The sequence below is a fragment of the Herbaspirillum sp. BH-1 genome (assembly GCF_002870055.1).
Lineage (GTDB): Bacteria > Pseudomonadota > Gammaproteobacteria > Burkholderiales > Burkholderiaceae_D > Herbaspirillum > Herbaspirillum frisingense.
The window spans coordinates 1-18,985 of the sequence record NZ_PKOI01000003.1; the positions used below are offsets into that span (position 1 = coordinate 1).

Here is an 18,985-nt window from a genome sequence, read left to right on the forward strand (position 1 = left end):
GCGCTTCCTGTGCTTCAACCAGAAAATGGATCGCGTCATCAAACATGGCGACGCAGGTTAACAGCCTTGCCCAACGTTTACAACCACCAAAAGAAAATGCCGTTCAGTCTTAACTGAACGGCATTACCGACGAGTCGGGGATTTTTTTTAGCTTGAAAAGCTTAAGCAGCCGGAACGATGTTCGAAGCTTGCTTGCCCTTCGGGCCGGTGGTCACTTCGAAGGAAACGCGTTGGTTTTCCTTCAGCGACTTGAAGCCATTCGATTGAATAGCCGAGAAGTGAGCGAACAGATCTTCGCCGCCTTCGTCCGGGGTGATGAAGCCAAAACCTTTTGCATCGTTGAACCACTTGACGGTACCAGTTGCCATTACGGACTCCTAAATTTAATTGATTGGGGCTTGCGCCCGGCTCTTTATCGTTACTCGGGAGGAATGACAGCGAAGAACCGCACTACCAGCTCGAATCCTAACGACGCGACGATTATACTCATTAAATCGAGAATGCAAGCCATTTTCGGCTCGAAAGTTCAATTAAAAGTTTTAATGGTTTTTTTCGGTGCTTTAGATTTCTCTGCATGCTGGCAAATGGTGCAGGATGTCGCCCTGCATCCCTTGTCTGGTGCGGCTTTCCGGCTGTCGGTCAATGTCTGACATTGTCCTGTCGGGAAGTTTCCTACAGCGCTTTTTCGGCGTTTTGGCGGTAGATCAGCACAACGGCATCCGTCGCAATCCCTTCTTCACGACCCAAAAACCCCATTTTTTCGTTGGTTTTCGCCTTGATGTTCACTTGCTGCTCAGAAATCCCCAGATCGGCCGCGACATTGACCACCATGGCCGGAATATGCGGTGCCATCTTGGGGGCCTGGGCGATGATGGTGGCATCCACGTTACCCACGGCATAGCCAGCCGCTGCCAGGCGTTTGCCGGCTTCGCGCAGCAGCACGCGTGAGTCGGCGCCCTTGAATTGCGGGTCGGTATCGGGGAAGTGGCGACCGATGTCACCCAGCGCGGCCGCGCCAAAGAGGGCGTCGGTGATGGCGTGCAGCAGGGCGTCGGCGTCGGAGTGGCCCAAGAGGCCCTTCTTGTGCGGGATGGTGACGCCGCCCAGGATCAGCGGGCGGCCTTCGACCAGGGCGTGACAGTCATAACCCTGGCCGATGCGGAAGGGGAAGGCAGTGCTCATGCGTGCGGACCTTTCAGGAAGAATTCGGCCAGCGCGGCGTCCTGCGCCAGCGTGACCTTGAGATTACGGGGGCTGCCTTCGACCAGGCGCGGGCGCAGGCCCAGCATTTCGATGGCGCTGGCGTCATCCGTGATGGCGGCCAGACGGTCCTGCTGGCGCGCCTGTTCCAGGGCGTGCTGCAGCAGGGCGTAGCGGAACATCTGCGGTGTCTGCGCCGCCCACAGGCCGGCGCGCGGCACGGTGTCCTGCGAGCGGGACTGGTCATCGCCGCGTTTGAGGGTATCCACCACCGGCAGTGCCAGCAGGCCGCCAACCGCATCATTGGCCAGCGCATCGAGCAGACGGTCGATCAGCACGCCGTCCAGGCCGGGGCGGGCGGCGTCGTGGACCAGCACCCAGTCGCCATCGGCGGCCTGGGCGCGGATGGCCTGCAAGCCATTGAAGACGCTGTCCTGCCGCGTCGCCCCACCCACGCGCAGCACCGTGGTGTGCGCCAGCAGGGCGGGGGGGAGCAGGGCGTCGATCCAGCCATCCTCCGGGCTGACCACCACGAAACTGTGGTCGATACGCGGATGCGCGGCAAAGGTCTCCAATGCATGCAGCAGCATGGGCTTGCCGGCCAGTGTCATGTACTGCTTGGGAATTTGCGCGCCCATGCGGGCGCCCACGCCGGCGGCCGGGATCAGCGCGTAATGTTGCGAGGTGGCGGGGGAAGACGACGGAGCGTTCATGCGGGCCAGACCGGCCCCGCTCACGGCCCGCCTGGCGGCGGCCTGGGATGGGACCATCGTTTATAATGAGAGGCTGAATTCTAATGCCAATCCCTTGCAAACGGCCGGCATTTTGCGGCGCCGCACGCGCGGTGGCCGCTGCTGATGCACCTGTCCAATGAACCGAATGAGGCCGCACCAGGCCGAACCCAGTCGAGTTAAGCCGATCCCCCGATCCTGAATGTCCTTCGATCCGAAAAAATCCCTGCCCAAGACGGGTGTCCGTTTCCAACCGCCGGCCGTACACGGTTCGGCCGATGCCTATCTGCTGGCCCAGGCCGCCCTGGCGCTCAAGGCCGAGGGCCGCATGCTGGCCGTGGTAGTGGCCGGGGCCACCGACGCCCAGCGCCTGCTTTCCGAAATCCCCTGGTTCCAGCCCAAGGAAGGCCAGCGCCTGCGCTGCCACCTGCTGCCGGATTGGGAAACCCTGCCCTACGACGCCTTCTCGCCCCACCAGGACCTGGTCTCAGAACGCCTGGCCACGCTCTATGAAGTGCAATCCGGCCAGTGCGATCTGCTGATCGTGCCGGCCACCACGGCCCTGCTGCGCATGGCGCCGCCGCAGTTCTTGGCGGCCTATACCTTCTTCTTCAAGCAGGGCGAGAAACTCGACGAGGCCAAGCTCAAGTCCCAGCTCACCCTGGCCGGCTATACCCACGTCGGGCAGGTGATGTCGCCGGGCGAGTATTCGGTGCGCGGCGGCCTGATCGACATCTTCCCCATGGGTTCGGTGCTGCCGTACCGGCTGGACCTGTTCGGCGACACCATCGAAACCATCCGCACCTTCGATGCCGACACCCAGCGCTCGCTCTATCCGGTGCCGGAAGTGCGCCTGCTGCCGGGCCGCGAATTCCCCATGGACGAGGCGGCGCGCCTGGCCTTCCGCAACCGTTGGCGCGAAGTGTTCGAGGGCGACCCCACGCGCTCGGCCATCTACAAGGACATCGGCAACGGCATCGCCTCGGCCGGCATCGAATATTACCTGCCGCTGTTCTTCGACGAGACGGCCACGCTGTTCCAGTACCTGCCAGCCAACGCCATGTTCGCCATCGTGGGCGACATCGAGCAGTCCATCAAGCGCTTCTGGAGCGATACCCGCTCGCGCTGGACCTTCCTCAATGCCGACCGTGAACGTCCGGTGCTGGAGCCCAAGGCCATCTATCTGGATGATGAAGATTTCTTCACCCTCCTCAAGCCGCATGCCCGTTGGGTGCTCAAGACCGACGATGCCCCCTCGGCGATATCCGCGCCGCTGCCCAATATCGCTGTCAACCGCCGCGCTGATGATCCGCTGGTGAACCTGCGCAGCTTCTTGCTCAAGGGCGCCGAACGCGTGCTGATCTGCGCCGAGACCAATGGCCGGCGCGAAACCCTGCAGCAATACTTCGCCGAATACGACCTGCACCCGGTGCTGTGTGAGGATTGGGAGGCTTTCCTGGCCAGCGACGAACCGCTGATGCTGGGCGTAGCGCCGCTGCAGGCCGGCTTCATCACCGCCGACGGCCTGGCACTGCTGACCGAGACCGAACTGTATGCCGGCAGCGGCCGCCGCGTGGGCAGCCGCAAGCAGCAGGCGGCCACCGATGTCGAGTACATGGTGCGCGACCTGTCGGAACTGAAGATCGGTGACCCGGTGGTCCACAGCAGTCACGGCATCGGCCGCTACATGGGCCTGGTCAGCATGGACCTGGGCGAGGGCGAGACCGAATTCCTGCATCTGGAATACGCCAAGGAGACCAAGCTCTACGTGCCGGTCTCGCAGTTGCACGTCATTTCGCGCTATTCCGGCGCCTCGCCGGAAGATGCGCCGCTGCATGCGCTGGGCTCCGGCCAGTGGGAAAAGGCCAAGCGCAAGGCCGCCCAGCAGGTGCGCGATACCGCTGCCGAATTGCTGAACCTGTACGCCCGCCGGGCGCTGCGGCAGGGTCATGCGTTCCAGTATTCGGCGCATGACTATGAAGCCTTTGCCGACAGTTTCGGTTTCGAGGAAACGGCCGACCAGGCCGCTGCCATCAACGCCGTCATCAAGGACATGACCGGCGGCAAGCCCATGGACCGCCTGATCTGCGGCGACGTCGGCTTCGGCAAGACCGAGGTCGCCCTGCGGGCCGCCTTCGTGGCAGTGATGGGCGGCAAGCAGGTGGCCATCCTGGCACCGACCACGCTGCTGGCCGAACAGCATGCGACCACTTTCGCCGACCGCTTCGCCAACTGGCCGGTGAAGATCGCCGAGCTGTCGCGCTTCCGTACCGGCAAGGAAGTCACGCAAGCCATCAAGGGCCTGGCCGATGGCACCATCGACATCGTCATCGGCACTCACAAGCTGCTCTCGGATGAAGTGAAGTTCTCGCGCCTGGGCCTGGTCATCATCGACGAGGAACACCGCTTCGGCGTGCGCCAGAAGGAGGCGCTCAAGTCCCTGCGCGCCGAGGTCGATGTATTGACGCTCACCGCCACCCCCATCCCGCGCACGCTGGGTATGGCGCTGGAAGGATTGCGCGATTTTTCGGTCATCGCCACGGCGCCGCAGAAGCGCCTGGCCATCAAGACCTTCGTGCGGGGCGAGAGCGAATCCACGATCCGCGAAGCCTGCCTGCGCGAATTGAAGCGGGGTGGCCAGGTCTATTTCCTGCACAACGAAGTGGAGACCATCGCCAACCGCAAGGCGGCGCTGGAAGCCTTGCTGCCCGAAGCCCGCATCGCCGTGGCGCACGGCCAGATGCACGAGCGCGACCTGGAAAAGGTGATGCGCGACTTCGTGGCGCAGCGTTTCAACATCCTCTTGTGCACCACCATCATCGAAACCGGCATCGACGTGCCCACCGCCAACACCATCATCATGCACCGCGCCGACAAGTTCGGCCTGGCACAGTTGCACCAGTTGCGCGGCCGGGTCGGCCGTTCGCACCACCAGGCCTATGCCTACCTGCTGGTGCAAGACCTGCAGGGCCTGACCAAGCAGGCGCAGCGGCGCCTGGAAGCGATCCAGCAGATGGAGGAACTGGGCAGCGGCTTCTACCTGGCCATGCACGACCTGGAAATCCGTGGTGCCGGCGAAGTACTGGGCGACCACCAGTCGGGCGAGATCCACGAGATCGGCTTCCAGATGTATTCCGACATGCTGAACGAAGCTGTGCGCGCCCTAAAGGATGGCCGCGAGCCCGACCTGGCCGCGCCGCTCTCGACCACCACCGAGATCAACCTGCACGCGCCGGCCTTGCTGCCCAATGATTATTGCGGCGACGTGCACGAGCGCCTGTCGCTCTACAAGCGCTTCGCCAACTGCGAGAAGTCCGACGCCATCGATGCGCTGCAGGAAGAACTGATCGACCGCTTCGGCAAGCTGCCCGACCCGGCCAAGGCGCTGATTGAAACGCATCGCCTGCGCATCGCCGCCAAGCCGCTGGGGATCATCAAGATCGATGCCCATTCCGAGGCGGCCTTGCTGCAGTTCGTCCCCAATCCGCCTATCGATGCCATGCGCATCATCGAACTGGTGCAGAAGAACCGCCAGGTCAAGCTCAACGGCCCGGACAAGCTGCGCATCACCGCCAGCATGCCCGACCTGGCGGCGCGGGTGCAGCAGGTCAAGACCACCATGAAGGCGCTCACCGGCTGATCGCCTGAGCCCGGCTCACCAGCGTTTTTACAACGAATCACGCATCAACGACATCACCCCAAGAACATGAACCTGATCCTGCAAGCCCCCAAGCAACACGCTGTCTCCACCGCCGACATCGACGCCATTGCCGCCCTGGCCGGTGGTCGCGCCGAACGCATGGCCCCCAGCCGCGTGGCCGACGCCGACGCCTGGCGCGTGGCCGGCGTGAGCGTGAGCGATGCGCTCAAGGCCAGCATCGATGCCGCCTGCCTGAAAGCCCGCCTGGACTATGCCTTCATCGAGGAAGGTCGCAAGCTGGCCGATTTCCGCCTGGTCGCCATGGACATGGATTCGACCCTCATCACCATCGAATGCATCGACGAGATCGCCGACATGCAGGGCCTGAAGCCCCAGGTCGCCGAGATCACCGAGGCCGCCATGCGCGGCGAGATCGAATTCAACGAAAGCCTGACCCGTCGCGTGGCGCTGTTGCAGGGCCTGGATGCCGGCGCCCTGCAACGCGTCTATGACGAACGCCTGCAACTCTCGCCGGGGGCGGAAAACATGCTGAAGGCCGTGCAGGCGGCCGGCCTGAAGACCTTGCTGGTCTCAGGAGGCTTCACTTTCTTCACCGACCGCATGAAGCAACGCCTGGGCCTGGATTACACCCACGCCAATACCCTGGAAGTGGCCGACGGCAAGTTGACCGGCAAGGTGGTCGGCGGCATCGTCAATGCGGATGAAAAGCGTGCCACGGTCGAACGCATCTGCCGCGAGATCGGCGCCGAGCCGTCCCAGGCCATCGTCATGGGCGACGGCGCCAACGACCTGCGCATGATGGGCATCTCGGGCCTCTCGGTGGCCTTCCGCGCCAAACCGGTGGTGCGCGCCCAGGCCAGCGTGGGCTTGAATTTCGTCGGGCTGGACGGCATCTTGAATTTGCTGGCCTGAATCCAGGACCAGCCAACCGACCCACTTCAGGAGACACGATGAACCAGGAATTGGTATTGGATTCGCAAACGCAGTCGGGCCGCGACCTGGTGTGGTGGCTCTATCTGGCCCATGCCGCCTGCCTGGTGTTTTCGCTGGGCATGCTGTCTTGCCTGCCGCTGATCGTCAATTACCTCAAGCGCGGCGATGTCCGCGATACCTTCCTTTATACCCATCATCGCTGGCAGATCCGCTCGTTCTGGTGGTATCTGTTCTGGCTCATCGCCGGTGGCGTGCTGTGGGCGACCGTGATCGGCATCCCGCTGGCGGTGCTGGTGTTCGCCCTGGCCTGGATATGGAAGGCCTACCGGCTCATCAAGGGTTTCCTTGATCTGCAGGACAACAAGCCCATGCCGGTGTGATCCGGCCGGCCGCTCCGGCTGATCTCATCACAGCCACGGCGCCCTCGATGGGCGCCGTTTTCATTGCAGTGAAGCAAAACTGTCGGCTGCAAGGGATAATAGTGATATTGAAACGTTTCAATGATAATCTCGAATTATTACTAGACAGCATGATGCGGTTTTCCTGCCTTTCGTCCGGCACTGGCCCGAGCGAGTAGGGAGGAAAGCCGTTTCCATCCAAAGGAAAGCCTGCGCATGAAGAACTGGACGATCAAGCAACGCATACTGGGTAGCTTTGGGCTCATCCTGCTGCTGATGGCCTTGATGGCGGGCATTTCCGCGGTCAATCTGGGCCGCATCGAGAAGAGTGCCACGGCGCTGCGCCAGGATTCGACCCCCGGCCTGTACTACAGCACCATGATCAATGCCGCCTGGTACGAAAACCTGCTGATGACCCAGCAGATCGCCCAGATCGATACCAGCGAGGCCGAACGCCAGGCCAATCTGGCCCTCTTGCGCCGCAACGGCGAGCGGCTCGACCGCCTGCAGGAAGACTACGAAAAGACCATCTTCGCCGACGACGATCGCAAGCTCTTCGAGCAATTCAAGGAAACCCGCCAGAAATACCGCGCCCTCGTCACCGAGGTGCTGAAGATGGACTTCAGCCAGCGTCCGCCCATCGACAAGCTGTTCAACGAGCAGATCCGTCCGCAGTGGCGCTTGGGTTATCAGTTCACCCAGCGCATGGTGGAAGTGAACAAGGGTATCGCCGATGACGCCGCCAGCCGCATCAACGATGCGGTCACCTCGGCTCAGTTCGCCATGCTCACTTCGCTCATGGCGGCCTTGCTGGTGGCGCTGGTATGCGGCTTCTTCCTGATGCGCGCCATCAATGAGCCCTTGCAGAAACTCATGCGCATCCTCGACGTGATGCGCTCGGGTGACTTTTCAAGCCGTGTGGCGCTGGATCGCAAGGATGAGTTCGGCGTCTTGGGGAGCGGCTTCGACCGCATGACCGATGAACTGACCGCACTGGTCTCGCAGGCCCAGAAATCCTCGGCGCGGGTGGCCACCTCGGTCACCGAGATCGCCGCCACCGCCCGCCAGCAACAGGCCACGGCCGCCGAGACGGCTGCCACCACCACCGAGATCGGTGCCACTTCGCGTGAAATCTACGCCACCTCGCGCGACCTGGTGCGCACCATGAACGAAGTCTCGGTGGTATCGGACCAGACCTCGTCGCTGGCCGGCAATGGCCAGGCCGGCCTGACCCGCATGGAAGACACCATGCAGAACGTGATGGACGCGGCCGGTTCGGTCAGTGCCAAGCTGGCCATCCTCAACGAGAAGGCGGGCAACATCAATCAGGTCGTCACCACCATCACTAAAGTGGCAGACCAGACCAACCTGCTCTCGCTGAACGCCGCCATCGAAGCCGAGAAGGCCGGTGAACACGGGCGCGGTTTCTCGGTCGTGGCCACTGAAATCCGCCGCCTGGCCGACCAGACGGCCGTGGCGACCTACGACATCGAAGTCATGGTCAAGGAAATCCAGTCCGCCGTGGCGGCCGGTGTGATGGGCATGGACAAGTTCTCCGACCAGGTGCGACGCGGCATGCAGGACGTGCAGACCGCCGGTAGCCAGTTGTCGCAGATCATCGCCCAGGTGCAGGCGCTGGCGCCGCGCTTCCAGACCGTCAATGAAGGCATGCAGGCCCAGGCCAACAGCGCCGAGCAGATCAACCAGGCCTTGGTGCAACTGTCCGAGGCGGCGCAGCAGACCGTGGAGTCGCTGCAGCAGTCGGGTCAGGCCATCGAGGAACTGAACGTGGTCTCCAACGAATTGCGCAATGGGGTCTCGCGCTTCAAGGTGATGGACTGAGCCGCAAGGCGGATCGCCTGACCATGAGCGAGTCTTTGTTTCTGCTGTTTTCGCTGGGCGCCGAGCGCTATGCACTGTCTACCGCCGAGGTGGCACTGGTGCTGCCGCTCTCGCCCTGCAAGGCCCTGCCCGGGGCACCCCCCTGGGTGGCCGGTCTGCTGCCCCACGGTGATGGCCACCTGCCGGTGATCGACCTGTCGCATCTGGCGCTGGGCCGTGCTGCCGCGGCACGCGTGAGCACCCGCCTGGTGCTGCTGCACTACCACGCTGGCCTGCCTGCACCGCGGTTGCTGGGCCTGATCCTGGAGCAGGCCACCGAGACCTTGCGCTGTGATCCCGCCGGGTTTGCCCCGGCGGCCGTGCGCAATGAGGGTGCGCCTTATCTGGGCCCGGTGCGGCCCTATCAGGGTGGATTGCTGCAGCGGGTGCAGGTCGAGGACCTGCTGGACCCGGCCACCCGCGCACTGCTCTTTCCGCAGGAGCCGGCATGAAGGCCCTGCCGCACATCGCCGACAAGCTCAAGCTTGCGATGGGCCTGGACATGGCCACGGTGGGTGCCAGCCTGATCGAACGCGTGGTGCGCGAGCGCATGATGGCGCTGGACATCAGCGATGACAGCCTCTACCTCGCGCTGCTGCAGACCTCGGCCGCGGAGTTGCAATCCCTGATCGAACTGGCGGTGGTGCCGGAGACCTGGTTCTTCCGCGACCGCGAAGCCATACTCGCGGCTGCCCGCCTGGCCCGCGAGCGCCTGGCCGCACAGCCTGCGCTCCCGGTGCGCATCCTCAGCCTGCCGTGCTCCACCGGCGAAGAACCGTATTCCCTGGCCATGGCCCTGCTCGATGCCGGCCTGCTGCCAGGCCAGTTCGTGATCGACGCCTACGATATCCGCACCCGCTCGCTGGAGATCGCCGCCGCCGGCATCTATGGGCGCAACTCCTTCCGGGGGCGCGACCTGGGCTTTCGTGACCGCTATTTCACTGCGCATGACGGCCAATGGCACCTGCAGCCACACATCCGCGAGCAGGTGCGCTTTGCCCCCGGTAACCTGCTGGCACCGGATTTCCTGCGGCATGCCGCCCCTTACGATTTCATTTTCTGCCGCAACGTGCTGATCTACTTCGAACGCGACGTGCAGCACACCGTGGTGAACCTGCTGGAGGCTCTCATGAAGCCGGATGCCGTCATCTTCGTCGGTCCGGCCGAGGGCGGCATCCTGTTGAGTCCGCGCCTGGAGTCGGCTGGCATCGCCCTGGCTTTCGGGTTTCGCAAGCGCCCTGTACAGCGGGCCGGCGGCCATGTGCCGGCCTGGGCCGCGCCAGCCAAAACCGCGGCGGTGCCACCGCCCGTATCTGCCATCCCGATGGGCGCGCCTGCTGTCGCGGCTAAGCGCCGGCCAGCCGTGCCGGCGCCGTCTGCGATGGCTTCGCCGCCGGTCGCGCTGCCATCCGGCCAGTTGGAGCGCGCGCGGCTGCTGGCCGACCAGGGCCAGTTCGAGCAGGCCCAGGCCCTGTGCCAGGAGGCCATCCAGGAGCAGGGGCCGAGTGCGGCTGCCTTCTATCTGCAGGGCCTGATCCTCGATGCCGGGGGCGACCACGAGCAGGCACAACGCTGCTATCGCAAGGCGCTCTATCTGGAGCCCGAGCACCAGCCGGCACTCTTGCACCTGGCCGCGCTGCTGCAGGCGCAGGGCGATATCGCCGGCGCCGAGCGCATGCGTCAGCGTGCCGCCCGCCTGAGCCCGTCACGGGAGGACGCACATGGCTGAAGTGATGCCGACCGATGCCGTGATCGATGACTGCTGGAACCGCATCGGCACCAAGGGCGATGGCACTTGCCCCGAGCTGCAGCAGCACCTGCGCTGCCTGAATTGTCCGACCTTCGCCCGCGCGGCCCTGCAGCAGCTCGATCGCATTCCCGCCTCGGCCGAGGTGGCGCAGCAGTGGATGCATTCCGCCGTGGGGACTGAGCCACAGCCGCGGGGGGCAGACGCTTCCGCGCTGGTGGTGCGCATCGGCGGCGAGTGGCTGGCCATTGCCACCACCGTGGTGCAGGAAGTGGCCGAGACCCGTCCCGTACACAGCCTGCCGCACCAGCGCAACCCGGCCATCAGCGGCGTGCTCAACATCCGGGGCGCCTTGCGCATCTGTGTCTCGCTGGCGCAGTTGCTGCAGTTGCAGACGGAATCAGCGCCGGGGCAGGGCGCCTCCCATCTGCTGGTGACCGCCTTCGAAGGCCAGACGCTGGTCTTCCCGGTGGAGCAGGTGGTGGGTGTGCACCGCTATGCCCCCGATGCGTTGGCGCCGGTACCGACCACGCTGGCCCATGCCACGATCCAGTACACGCGGGGCATGGTGGAGTGGCGTGGCCGACAGATCGGCCTGCTGGACCATGAATTGCTGTTCTACGTACTCAACCGGAGCATGACATGAGTACGCCCGACCTGAGCCAGATGTCCATGCTGGACCTGTTCCGTTTCGAGGCGGAAAGCCAGATTGCTCAGCTCAACGCCAGCCTGCTGGCGCTGGAGTTGCAGCCAACGGCGGCCGAACACCTGGAAGCCTGCATGCGTGCCGGCCATTCGCTCAAGGGCGCAGCCCGTATCGTCGGGCTGGAAACGGCGGTCAAGGTCGCCCACGTGCTGGAGGACTGCTTCGTGCTGGCCCAGCAGGGCAAGCTGCAGCTGGAGAAAAAGCACATCGATGTGCTGCTGCGCGGGGCCGATTTGCTGGGACGCATCGCCTCTCCGCCCGATGGCGACGAGGCCTGGGCCGATCACGCCGGTAGCGCAGAGGTGCAAGCCTTCCTGCTGGCCCTGCCCGCGGTGATGAGTGGTGGCGAGGCCGCTCCTTGGCCGCATACTGCTGCGCCAGCGCCTGCCGCCCCCTCTGCGCCTTCTGCGCCTTCCGCTCCCACCCCCGCTGAACCCAAGGAGACCGTGGCGTCGCCCGCCCCCCTGTCGGCGGCCGTCCCTGCCGAGCCCGCGCCGGCATTGTCCGCGCCTGCCTCCACGCCCGCGCCGGTGGCGGCCCCTGCCGGCACACGTTCCGTGCGAGTCAGCGCCGAGAGCCTGGATCATCTGCTGAGCCTGACCGGGGAATCCCTGGTCGAATCGCGCCGTCTCAAGCCCTTTGCGGCCAGCATGCTGCGCATGAAGCGCGTGCAGCGCGAAGCCATGCAGACACTGGACCTATTGCAGCAAAAACTGTCCACCGCCCCGCTGGACGAATTCACCCAGGCTACCTTGTCCGAATTGCGCACGCTGATGCAGCAGAACCAGCATCAGCTGAGCGACCAGGTCAATGAACTGGAAGCCTTCGACCGCCGCTCGGTGAACTTGTCGCAGCGGCTCTACGACGAAGCGCTGGCATGCCGCATGCGGCCCTTCGCCGATGGCACCGGCGGTTTTGCCCGCATGGTCCGCGACGTCGGCCATACCCTGGGCAAGTCGGTGCGGCTGGACATCAGCGGCAGCGTCACCCAGATCGACCGCGACATCCTGGAAAAGCTGGAAGCCCCCATCGGTCACCTGCTGCGCAATGCCGTGGACCACGGCATCGAAGACGGCGCCATCCGCCGGGCGGCTGGCAAGCAGGAGCAGGGTGTGGTGCGGCTGGAGGCCCGGCATAGCGCCGGCATGCTGCTCATCGAGGTGAGCGACGATGGCGCCGGCATCGATATCGAACAATTGCGGCGCGCCGTGGTGGCGCGCGGACTCTCCAACGAGGAGACGGCGGCCCGTCTGTCCGAGGCGGAGTTGCTGGAATTCCTGCTGCTGCCCAGCTTCACCCTGCGCGACACCGTGACCGAGATTTCCGGGCGCGGCGTGGGGCTGGACGTGGTGGCCGACATGCTCAAGCAGGTGCGTGGCACGATCCGTATCACCACCCGGCCGGGGCAGGGCAGCCGTTTCCTGATGCAATTGCCGCTGACCCTGTCGGTGATCCGCAGCCTGCTGGTGGAGATTGCCGGCGAACCCTATGCATTCCCGCTGGCCTACGTCAACCGCACGCTGCGCCTGCCGGCCGAAGCCTTGCAGACGCTGGAAGGCTACCAGCACTTCAGCCACGAGGGCCGCCAGATCGGCCTGGTCAGTGCGCATCAGGTCTTGCAGAAGGGGCAGTGGCGCGCCCGCGACGGCAGCGTCTGCGTGGTGGTCATCGGCGAACAGGAGCACAGCTATGGCGTGGCGGTGGATGCCTTCCTGGGCGAGCGCATGCTGGTGGTGCAGCCACTGGATCCGCGCCTGGGCAAGATCCCCGATGTGCAGGCCGGTGCGCTGATGGAAGATGGCGCACCGCTGCTGATCCTGGATGTGGCCGACATGCTGCGCACGGTGCAGAAGCTGACCTCGTCCGGGCGCCTGCAGACGGTGGACCAGGATGGCGCCGCGCAGGCCGCCGTGGCCGCCCGCAAGAAGGTGCTGGTGGTCGACGATTCGCTGACCGTGCGCGAGCTGGAACGCAAGATGCTTGCCAATCGCGGCTATCAGGTCACGGTGGCAGTGGATGGCATGGACGGCTGGAATGCGGTGCGCGCCGAGCACTTCGACCTGGTCATCACCGATATCGACATGCCGCGCATGGACGGCATCGAACTGGTCAGCCTGATTCGCGGCGCACCGCAGCTGCAGTCGCTGCCGGTGATGATCGTGTCCTACAAGGATCGTGAGGAAGACCGGCAGCGCGGCCTGGAGGCCGGCGCCGATCACTATTTCACCAAGAGCAGTTTCCACGACGAAAGCCTGTTGCAGGCCGTCACGGATTTGATTGGAGAGGCGACATCGTGAAGATCGGGATCGTCAACGACACGCCCATGATGGTGGAGGTATTGCGCCGGGTCGTCGCCGAAAGCGGCCGGCACGAACTGATCTGGATTGCCCGCGACGGTGAACAGGCGGTACAGATGTGCGCCTGGCAGTTGCCGGATGTGGTGCTGATGGATCTGCTCATGCCCAAGGTCGATGGCGTGGAAGCCACCCGCCGTATCATGCAGGAGACACCCTGCCCGATCCTGGTGGTGACCTCGGACATGGATACCAGTGCCGCCAAGATCTACGAGGCGCTGGGCTATGGTGCGCTGGACGCTACCCAGACCCCGGCGCTGATCGGCGCGGCCGGCAAGCGTGACGCCGCAGCGCTGATCGAAAAGATCGACAACCTCGGCCGGCTCAGTCCGGAAGTGGTGACCGCGCCGGTACGCCCGAGCATGCGACCCTTGCCGTCGCTGTCCTCGGAAGACCTGGCACCCCTGGTGGCGGTAGGGGCGTCGGCCGGCGGTCCGGCGGCGCTGGCCACCTTGCTCAAGCAGTTGCCGCGCGAGTTCGGGGGCAGCATCGTGATCGTGCAGCATATCGATGCCGGCTTCGCGCCCGGCATGGCGCAATGGCTGCAGCAGCAGTCGCTGCTGCGGGTGCGCCTGGCCGGCGAAGGGGATCTGCCACGCCGTGGCGAAGTCCTGCTGGCCGGCAGCAACCACCATCTGGTTTTCAAGGAAAACAGCCGGCTGGCCTATGTCGAAGGCGCTGCCGCCGACGTCTACCGGCCGTCGGTGGATACCTTTTTCCACAGTATCGTCCGGCATTGGCAAGGCAAGGCCACCGGCGTATTGCTCACCGGCATGGGGCGCGATGGCGCAGCCGGCCTGAAGGCCTTGCGTGAGAACGGCTACCACACCATCGCCCAGGACCAGAAAAGCTGCGCGGTCTATGGCATGCCCAAGGCGGCGGTGGCCCTGAACGCCGCCGTCGAGGTGCTGTCCGTGACGGCCATCGCCGCGCGGCTGCAAGCCATCGTGGCATCAACATGAAGAATAGAAGGAAGAAACAATGAGCTCGGTGCAACCGACCGACATCCAGACCGGCGGCTCCGTGCCACCGAGCGATGAATACAAGATCATGGTGCTGCTGGTGGACGACCAGGCCATGGTGGGCGAGGCGATCCGCCGCGCCCTGCTCAACGAAGAGCACATCGATTTCCATTTCTGCACCCGCGCCGAGGAGGCGCTGGCGGTGGCGGAGAAGACCCGTCCCACCGTGATCCTGCAGGATCTGGTGATGCCGGGCGTGGATGGCATGACGCTGGTGCGCCAGTATCGCGCCAGCGCCGTCCTGGCCAATGTGCCGATCATCGTGCTGTCCTCGCGTGACGATCCGGAGATCAAGCGCGATGCCTTTGCCGGCGGCGCCAATGACTACATGGTCAAGCTGCCGGATGTGATCGAACTGGTGGCGCGCCTGCGTTACCACTCGCGCTCCTACATCAACCTGCTGCAGCGCGACGCCGCCTATCGGGCACTGCGCGAGAGCCAGCAGCAGTTGCAGAAGACCAATTTCGAACTGCAGCGCCTGACCAATACCGATGGCCTGACCGGTATCGCCAACCGCCGCTATTTCGATGATTATCTGGCCGCCGAATGGCGGCGCGCGCGGCGCGACGGTCTGGAGTTGTCGCTGCTGTTGATCGACGTGGATTTCTTCAAGCTCTTCAACGATACCTACGGTCACGTGGCCGGGGATGCCGTCCTGCGCCGGGTGGCGCAGACGCTGGACAACAGCATTCAGCGGCCGGCCGATCTGTCGGCCCGTTTCGGTGGCGAGGAATTCGCCATGATCCTGCCGCGCACGCCGCTGGCAGGCGCGCAGACCATCGCCCACAAGGTGTGTCAGCTGATCGAGGCGAACCAGATCGCGCATGAACGCTCCAATGTCAGTTCCTGGCTCACCGTCAGCGTGGGCGCGGCCTGCGTGGTCCCGGGCCAGGCGCAGGACATCAGTGAACTGATCGAGATGGCCGATCGCCGCCTGTACCTGGCCAAGCAGCAGGGGCGCAACCGTGTGGTCTGGCAGGATGGCTGAGCGAGCGCCGACGTAGTCCCCCCGATGACGACAACAAGGAGAAGACCAGCATGCGCAGCATCGCCAGCCTGGAAGAACTGAAATCGCTGGCCGGCCAGGAAGTGGCCACCAGCGCGTGGATCACCATCACCCAGGAGCAGGTCGACCGCTTCGCCGATGCCACCGGCGACCACCAATGGATTCACGTCGACCCGGCGCGTGCGGCGCGGGAATTGCCCTCTGGCGGCACGGTCGCGCATGGTTTCCTGACGCTGGCCTTGTTGCCACGGATGCTGTCCGAATCCATCAGCATGGGCCCCGAGGTGCGTATGCTGCTCAACTATGGTCTGAACCGGGTACGTTTCCCGGCACCGCTGCCGGTGGGGCGCCAGGTGCGCGGCCTCATCACACTGCAGGCCGTGGAGGAAGTCCCGGGTGGCCTGCAGCTCACCTGGCAGATCACGGTGCAGTGCGAGGGGCTGGAAAAGCCGGTGTGCGTGGCTGAATTTCTCGTGCGCTGCTATTGACCCGATGACCGCTCCGCCTCTGGCTCGCTTTCCTTGATGCGGCCTGTCTGCTTTCTCGCAGAAGCTCACCTGCTTTGTCGCCTGGACGCATCGCATTGCGTGGTCAGGATTGATTTCCGTGCAACTTGCTCGCGTATGGTGCTAAGGTAAAAGCCTGATACGGCGTCCCTTCCGGGTGGCCGGCACGGCCGGTGGTCGATCCGCCAAGTCATAGCCGAACATGCTTTCATGATGCCAGAACCAACGCCAAATAAGGACGCGGCCGCCGTTGCCGCCGAGCACAACCGCGATTGCGACTTTGCGCGCAAGGCGCTCGCCTTCAATCACCTCACGCTCTCCTATATCGCCCGCGGCGCACCGCTGGATCAGTTGCTTGATCGCATCGCCAGCGGTTTTTCTTGCGCCACCCCACAGCGCATGTTGGCGATCTTCCTGTTCGACGCCCAGGCGCGCCGCATGCGCATAGGGGCCGCACCACGCATGGCGCCGGCCTTCCTGGCCGAGGTGACGGCACTGGAGGTGGATGATCCTGACACCCCCGGTTTCTGGAGTGGATTGTCTGCGCTGGGCGCACCGTACGGCCTGCGGCTGCGGGAGATGCTGCCGCTGCGCTCCTTCGCCGGGGAAGTGGCGGGGGTGCTGGTGGTCTGCGCCGAAGGGCAGGCGGCGGTCGATGACAGTGTGGAGCGCGATCAGGGCTACCGCGACAGTGTCGGGGCGGCGGTATCGATGGCCATGCTGGCCATCGAGCGTTCGCTGGTGCCGGTGCATGTACGGGTCAAGGGCGAGCCGCCCGGGATGGCCGACGAACGCATGGCGCTGGCCATCGAAGGCAGCGGTACCGGCATCTGGGACCGCAATGCCGTCACTGGCGAGATGTATTATTCGCGCGGCTGGAAAGCCATCCTCGGATACGAGGACTGGGAGCTCTCCAGTCACCTGGAGGACGCCTACCAGCGCATCCACCCGGATGACCTGGCCTATGTCCAGGAGACCGTGCGCCAGCACTTCGAATCGCGCTCCGACAACTACCAGGTGGAGCACCGCATCCGCTGCCGCGACGGCAGCTACAAGTGGATCTGCAGTCGCGGCAAGGTGGTGGCCCGCGATGCCCAGGGCAATGCGCTACGCATGATCGGTACCACTACCGACATCACCGAGATCAAGAGCCTGACCGAAAAGCTGGCCAAGAGCAGCCGCATGCTGGATTACCTGACCCACGAGATTCCCGGGATGGTGTTCCAGTTCAAGGTGCCACCGGACGGGCGCGGGTACTTCACCTATGTCAGTGAGGGCGCGCGCGAGACCTATGGCCTCACGCCCCAGCAACTGCTGGAGTCGCCGACGGTGATCAAGAGCGTGATCCATCCGGAAGACATGCCGCTCTACGAAGCGGCGCGCCAGGCGGTGCTGGCCGGTGCCTCACACTGGATACTGGAGTTCCGGGTCATGCCACCGGGCCAGTGCGTGCGCTGGCTGCGCGGTGAAGCCCGGCCCCGGCGGCTGGCCGATGGCACCATCCTGTGGCATGGCTTCATCAGCGACATCAGCCAGAGCAAGGCCATCGAGCTCGAACTGCAGGAATTCGCCCTGACCGACTACCTCACGCAATTGCCCAACCGTCGTCATTTCATGCAGCGGCTGCTGGAGGAGTACAACCGCATCCAGCGCGGCATCGCCGGCACGGCGGCGGTGCTGATGTGCGATCTGGATCATTTCAAGCGCATCAATGACAGCCTGGGACATGCCGTGGGGGACCAGGTGCTCAAGCACTTTGCCGGCGTGCTCATGAGCCAGTTGCGCAAGACCGATGCCGCCGGGCGGCTGGGTGGGGAAGAGTTTGCCGTGCTCCTGGCGGGGGTGGACCTGCAGGCTGCGGCCGAATTCGCGACGCGTCTGCAAAACTGCTTTGCCGGCCAGCCGCTATGGCATGACGGACGCAAGGTGGAGGTGACGCTGTCCATCGGGATCGCCCTGATGCAGGCCGACAGCGCCGGCCAGGAGCAGGTCTTGCGGGCCAGTGACGACGCCCTCTATCGCGCCAAGGAAAGAGGGCGCAACCGCTTCGAATTCGCGCCCCTGGCCTGCGTACCACGGGGCTGAGCGCCAGCTCCGTGGTGCTGAGGGTTCAGTGTCCGGTGCCCCGTGCCCAGTGTTCAGCGTTTCTGGTACTGGCTGGCGCCGAAGAGCAGTTCCCGGGCCTTGTCATCCTGCAGCGGCTTGCGCTTGTCGGCCAGCACGCTCACGCCGCGTTGCACGGCCGGACGGGCGCTGATGGCATCGAACCAGCGCTTGACGTTGGGGAAATCCGCCAGATCGATGCCCTGGTTCTTGTGCGAACGGGTCCACGGGAAGCAGGCGATATCGGCAATGGTGTACTGCTCGCCGGCCAGGTAGGCATGCTGGCCCAGTTGCTTGTCCATCACCTGGTACAGGCGACGCGCTTCGTTGGTGTAGCGATTGACGGCGTATTCGATCTGTTCGGGGGCATACATGCGGAAGTGGTGCGCCTGCCCCAGCATCGGCCCCAGGCCACCCATCTGGAACATCACCCATTGCAGCACTTCATACTTTTCGCGATCGGTCTCGCCGAGGAAACGACCGGTCTTGCCGGCCAGGTAGATCAGGATGGCGCCGGATTCGAACAGCGAGATCGGCTGGCCGTCCGGACCATCGGGATCGACGATGGCGGGGATCTTGTTGTTGGGCGAAATCTTCAGGAACTGCGGCGTGAACTGGTCGCCGGCGCCGATATCGATGGCGTGCGCGGTGTAGGGCAGGCCGCATTCTTCCAGCATGATGTGGACCTTGTGGCCGTTGGGGGTGGCCCAGCTGTATACGTCGATCATGGATGTCCT

17 protein-coding genes are annotated in these 18,985 nt (G+C 64.5%); 13 read left to right on the top strand and 4 right to left on the bottom strand.

What is annotated here, in order from left to right; translation table 11 throughout:
- Positions 1-161 precede the first annotated feature (161 nt).
- The gene (locus tag HBH1_RS04975) at positions 162-368 is read right to left on the bottom strand and encodes a cold-shock protein (protein WP_006464465.1); all 207 of its coding nucleotides are present in this window, start codon (positions 366-368) and stop codon (positions 162-164) included.
- Between the two features lie 132 nt (positions 369-500).
- On the opposite strand from HBH1_RS04975, the gene HBH1_RS25065 reads away from it, so the two are divergent.
- Entirely contained in the window at positions 501-650 is a 150-nt protein-coding gene (locus tag HBH1_RS25065; RefSeq protein ID WP_158243275.1) for a hypothetical protein, read from the top strand.
- 22 nt (positions 651-672) lie between these two features.
- Here the strand turns inward: HBH1_RS25065 and ispF are convergent, their stop codons facing one another.
- Both ispF and ispD read right to left on the bottom strand, forming a co-directional pair.
- Entirely contained in the window at positions 673-1,182 is a 510-nt protein-coding gene (ispF, locus tag HBH1_RS04980) for a 2-C-methyl-D-erythritol 2,4-cyclodiphosphate synthase (RefSeq protein ID WP_102661831.1), read from the bottom strand.
- The gene (gene ispD / locus HBH1_RS04985; protein WP_102662097.1) at positions 1,179-1,913 is read right to left on the bottom strand and encodes a 2-C-methyl-D-erythritol 4-phosphate cytidylyltransferase; all 735 of its coding nucleotides are present in this window, start codon (positions 1,911-1,913) and stop codon (positions 1,179-1,181) included. Before ispD ends, ispF begins: the two co-directional genes overlap by 4 nt.
- A 220-nt stretch (positions 1,914-2,133) precedes the next feature.
- Between ispD and mfd the strand changes: the two genes are divergently transcribed.
- The 12 genes from mfd (at position 2,134) to HBH1_RS05045 (ending at position 18,230) form a co-directional block, all read left to right on the top strand.
- On the top strand, positions 2,134-5,571 hold the full coding sequence (gene mfd / locus HBH1_RS04990; RefSeq protein WP_102661832.1) for a transcription-repair coupling factor: 3,438 nt from the start codon (positions 2,134-2,136) through the stop codon (positions 5,569-5,571).
- A gap of 66 nt (positions 5,572-5,637) precedes the next feature.
- A complete protein-coding gene (gene serB, locus HBH1_RS04995; RefSeq protein WP_102661833.1) occupies positions 5,638-6,504 on the top strand; it encodes a phosphoserine phosphatase SerB in 867 nt (288 codons plus the stop codon).
- A gap of 38 nt (positions 6,505-6,542) precedes the next feature.
- Entirely contained in the window at positions 6,543-6,905 is a 363-nt protein-coding gene (locus tag HBH1_RS05000) for a DUF4870 family protein (protein ID WP_006464470.1), read from the top strand.
- Between the two features lie 234 nt (positions 6,906-7,139).
- On the top strand, positions 7,140-8,765 hold the full coding sequence (locus tag HBH1_RS05005; RefSeq protein ID WP_102661834.1) for a methyl-accepting chemotaxis protein: 1,626 nt from the start codon (positions 7,140-7,142) through the stop codon (positions 8,763-8,765).
- A gap of 23 nt (positions 8,766-8,788) precedes the next feature.
- Positions 8,789-9,256, top strand: a complete 468-nt coding sequence (locus tag HBH1_RS05010) for a chemotaxis protein CheW (protein ID WP_102661835.1) — start codon at positions 8,789-8,791, stop codon at positions 9,254-9,256.
- Positions 9,253-10,533 (top strand): CheR family methyltransferase, encoded by a 1,281-nt coding sequence (locus tag HBH1_RS05015; protein ID WP_102661836.1) that lies wholly within the window; start codon positions 9,253-9,255, stop codon positions 10,531-10,533. Before HBH1_RS05010 ends, HBH1_RS05015 begins: the two co-directional genes overlap by 4 nt.
- On the top strand, positions 10,526-11,197 hold the full coding sequence (locus HBH1_RS05020) for a chemotaxis protein CheW (protein WP_102661837.1): 672 nt from the start codon (positions 10,526-10,528) through the stop codon (positions 11,195-11,197). Before HBH1_RS05015 ends, HBH1_RS05020 begins: the two co-directional genes overlap by 8 nt.
- Positions 11,194-13,554, top strand: a complete 2,361-nt coding sequence (locus HBH1_RS05025) for a hybrid sensor histidine kinase/response regulator (RefSeq protein ID WP_102661838.1) — start codon at positions 11,194-11,196, stop codon at positions 13,552-13,554. The genes HBH1_RS05020 and HBH1_RS05025 overlap by 4 nt, the downstream gene beginning before the upstream one ends.
- On the top strand, positions 13,551-14,573 hold the full coding sequence (locus HBH1_RS05030) for a chemotaxis response regulator protein-glutamate methylesterase (protein WP_102661839.1): 1,023 nt from the start codon (positions 13,551-13,553) through the stop codon (positions 14,571-14,573). Before HBH1_RS05025 ends, HBH1_RS05030 begins: the two co-directional genes overlap by 4 nt.
- A 19-nt stretch (positions 14,574-14,592) precedes the next feature.
- Complete coding sequence (locus HBH1_RS05035; RefSeq protein ID WP_102661840.1) at positions 14,593-15,621, top strand: GGDEF domain-containing response regulator; 1,029 nt, start codon at positions 14,593-14,595, stop codon at positions 15,619-15,621.
- A gap of 50 nt (positions 15,622-15,671) precedes the next feature.
- Positions 15,672-16,127 carry a MaoC family dehydratase gene (locus HBH1_RS05040; protein WP_077238303.1) on the top strand — a complete coding sequence of 152 codons (456 nt, stop codon included), beginning with the start codon at positions 15,672-15,674 and terminating at the stop codon, positions 16,125-16,127.
- 228 nt (positions 16,128-16,355) lie between these two features.
- Complete coding sequence (locus tag HBH1_RS05045) at positions 16,356-18,230, top strand: sensor domain-containing diguanylate cyclase (protein ID WP_233207525.1); 1,875 nt, start codon at positions 16,356-16,358, stop codon at positions 18,228-18,230.
- Between the two features lie 53 nt (positions 18,231-18,283).
- Here the strand turns inward: HBH1_RS05045 and HBH1_RS05050 are convergent, their stop codons facing one another.
- Positions 18,284-18,976, bottom strand: coding sequence for a glutathione binding-like protein (locus tag HBH1_RS05050; protein ID WP_102661841.1), 693 nt, complete (start codon positions 18,974-18,976; stop codon positions 18,284-18,286).
- Between the last annotated feature and the right edge of the window lie 9 nt (positions 18,977-18,985).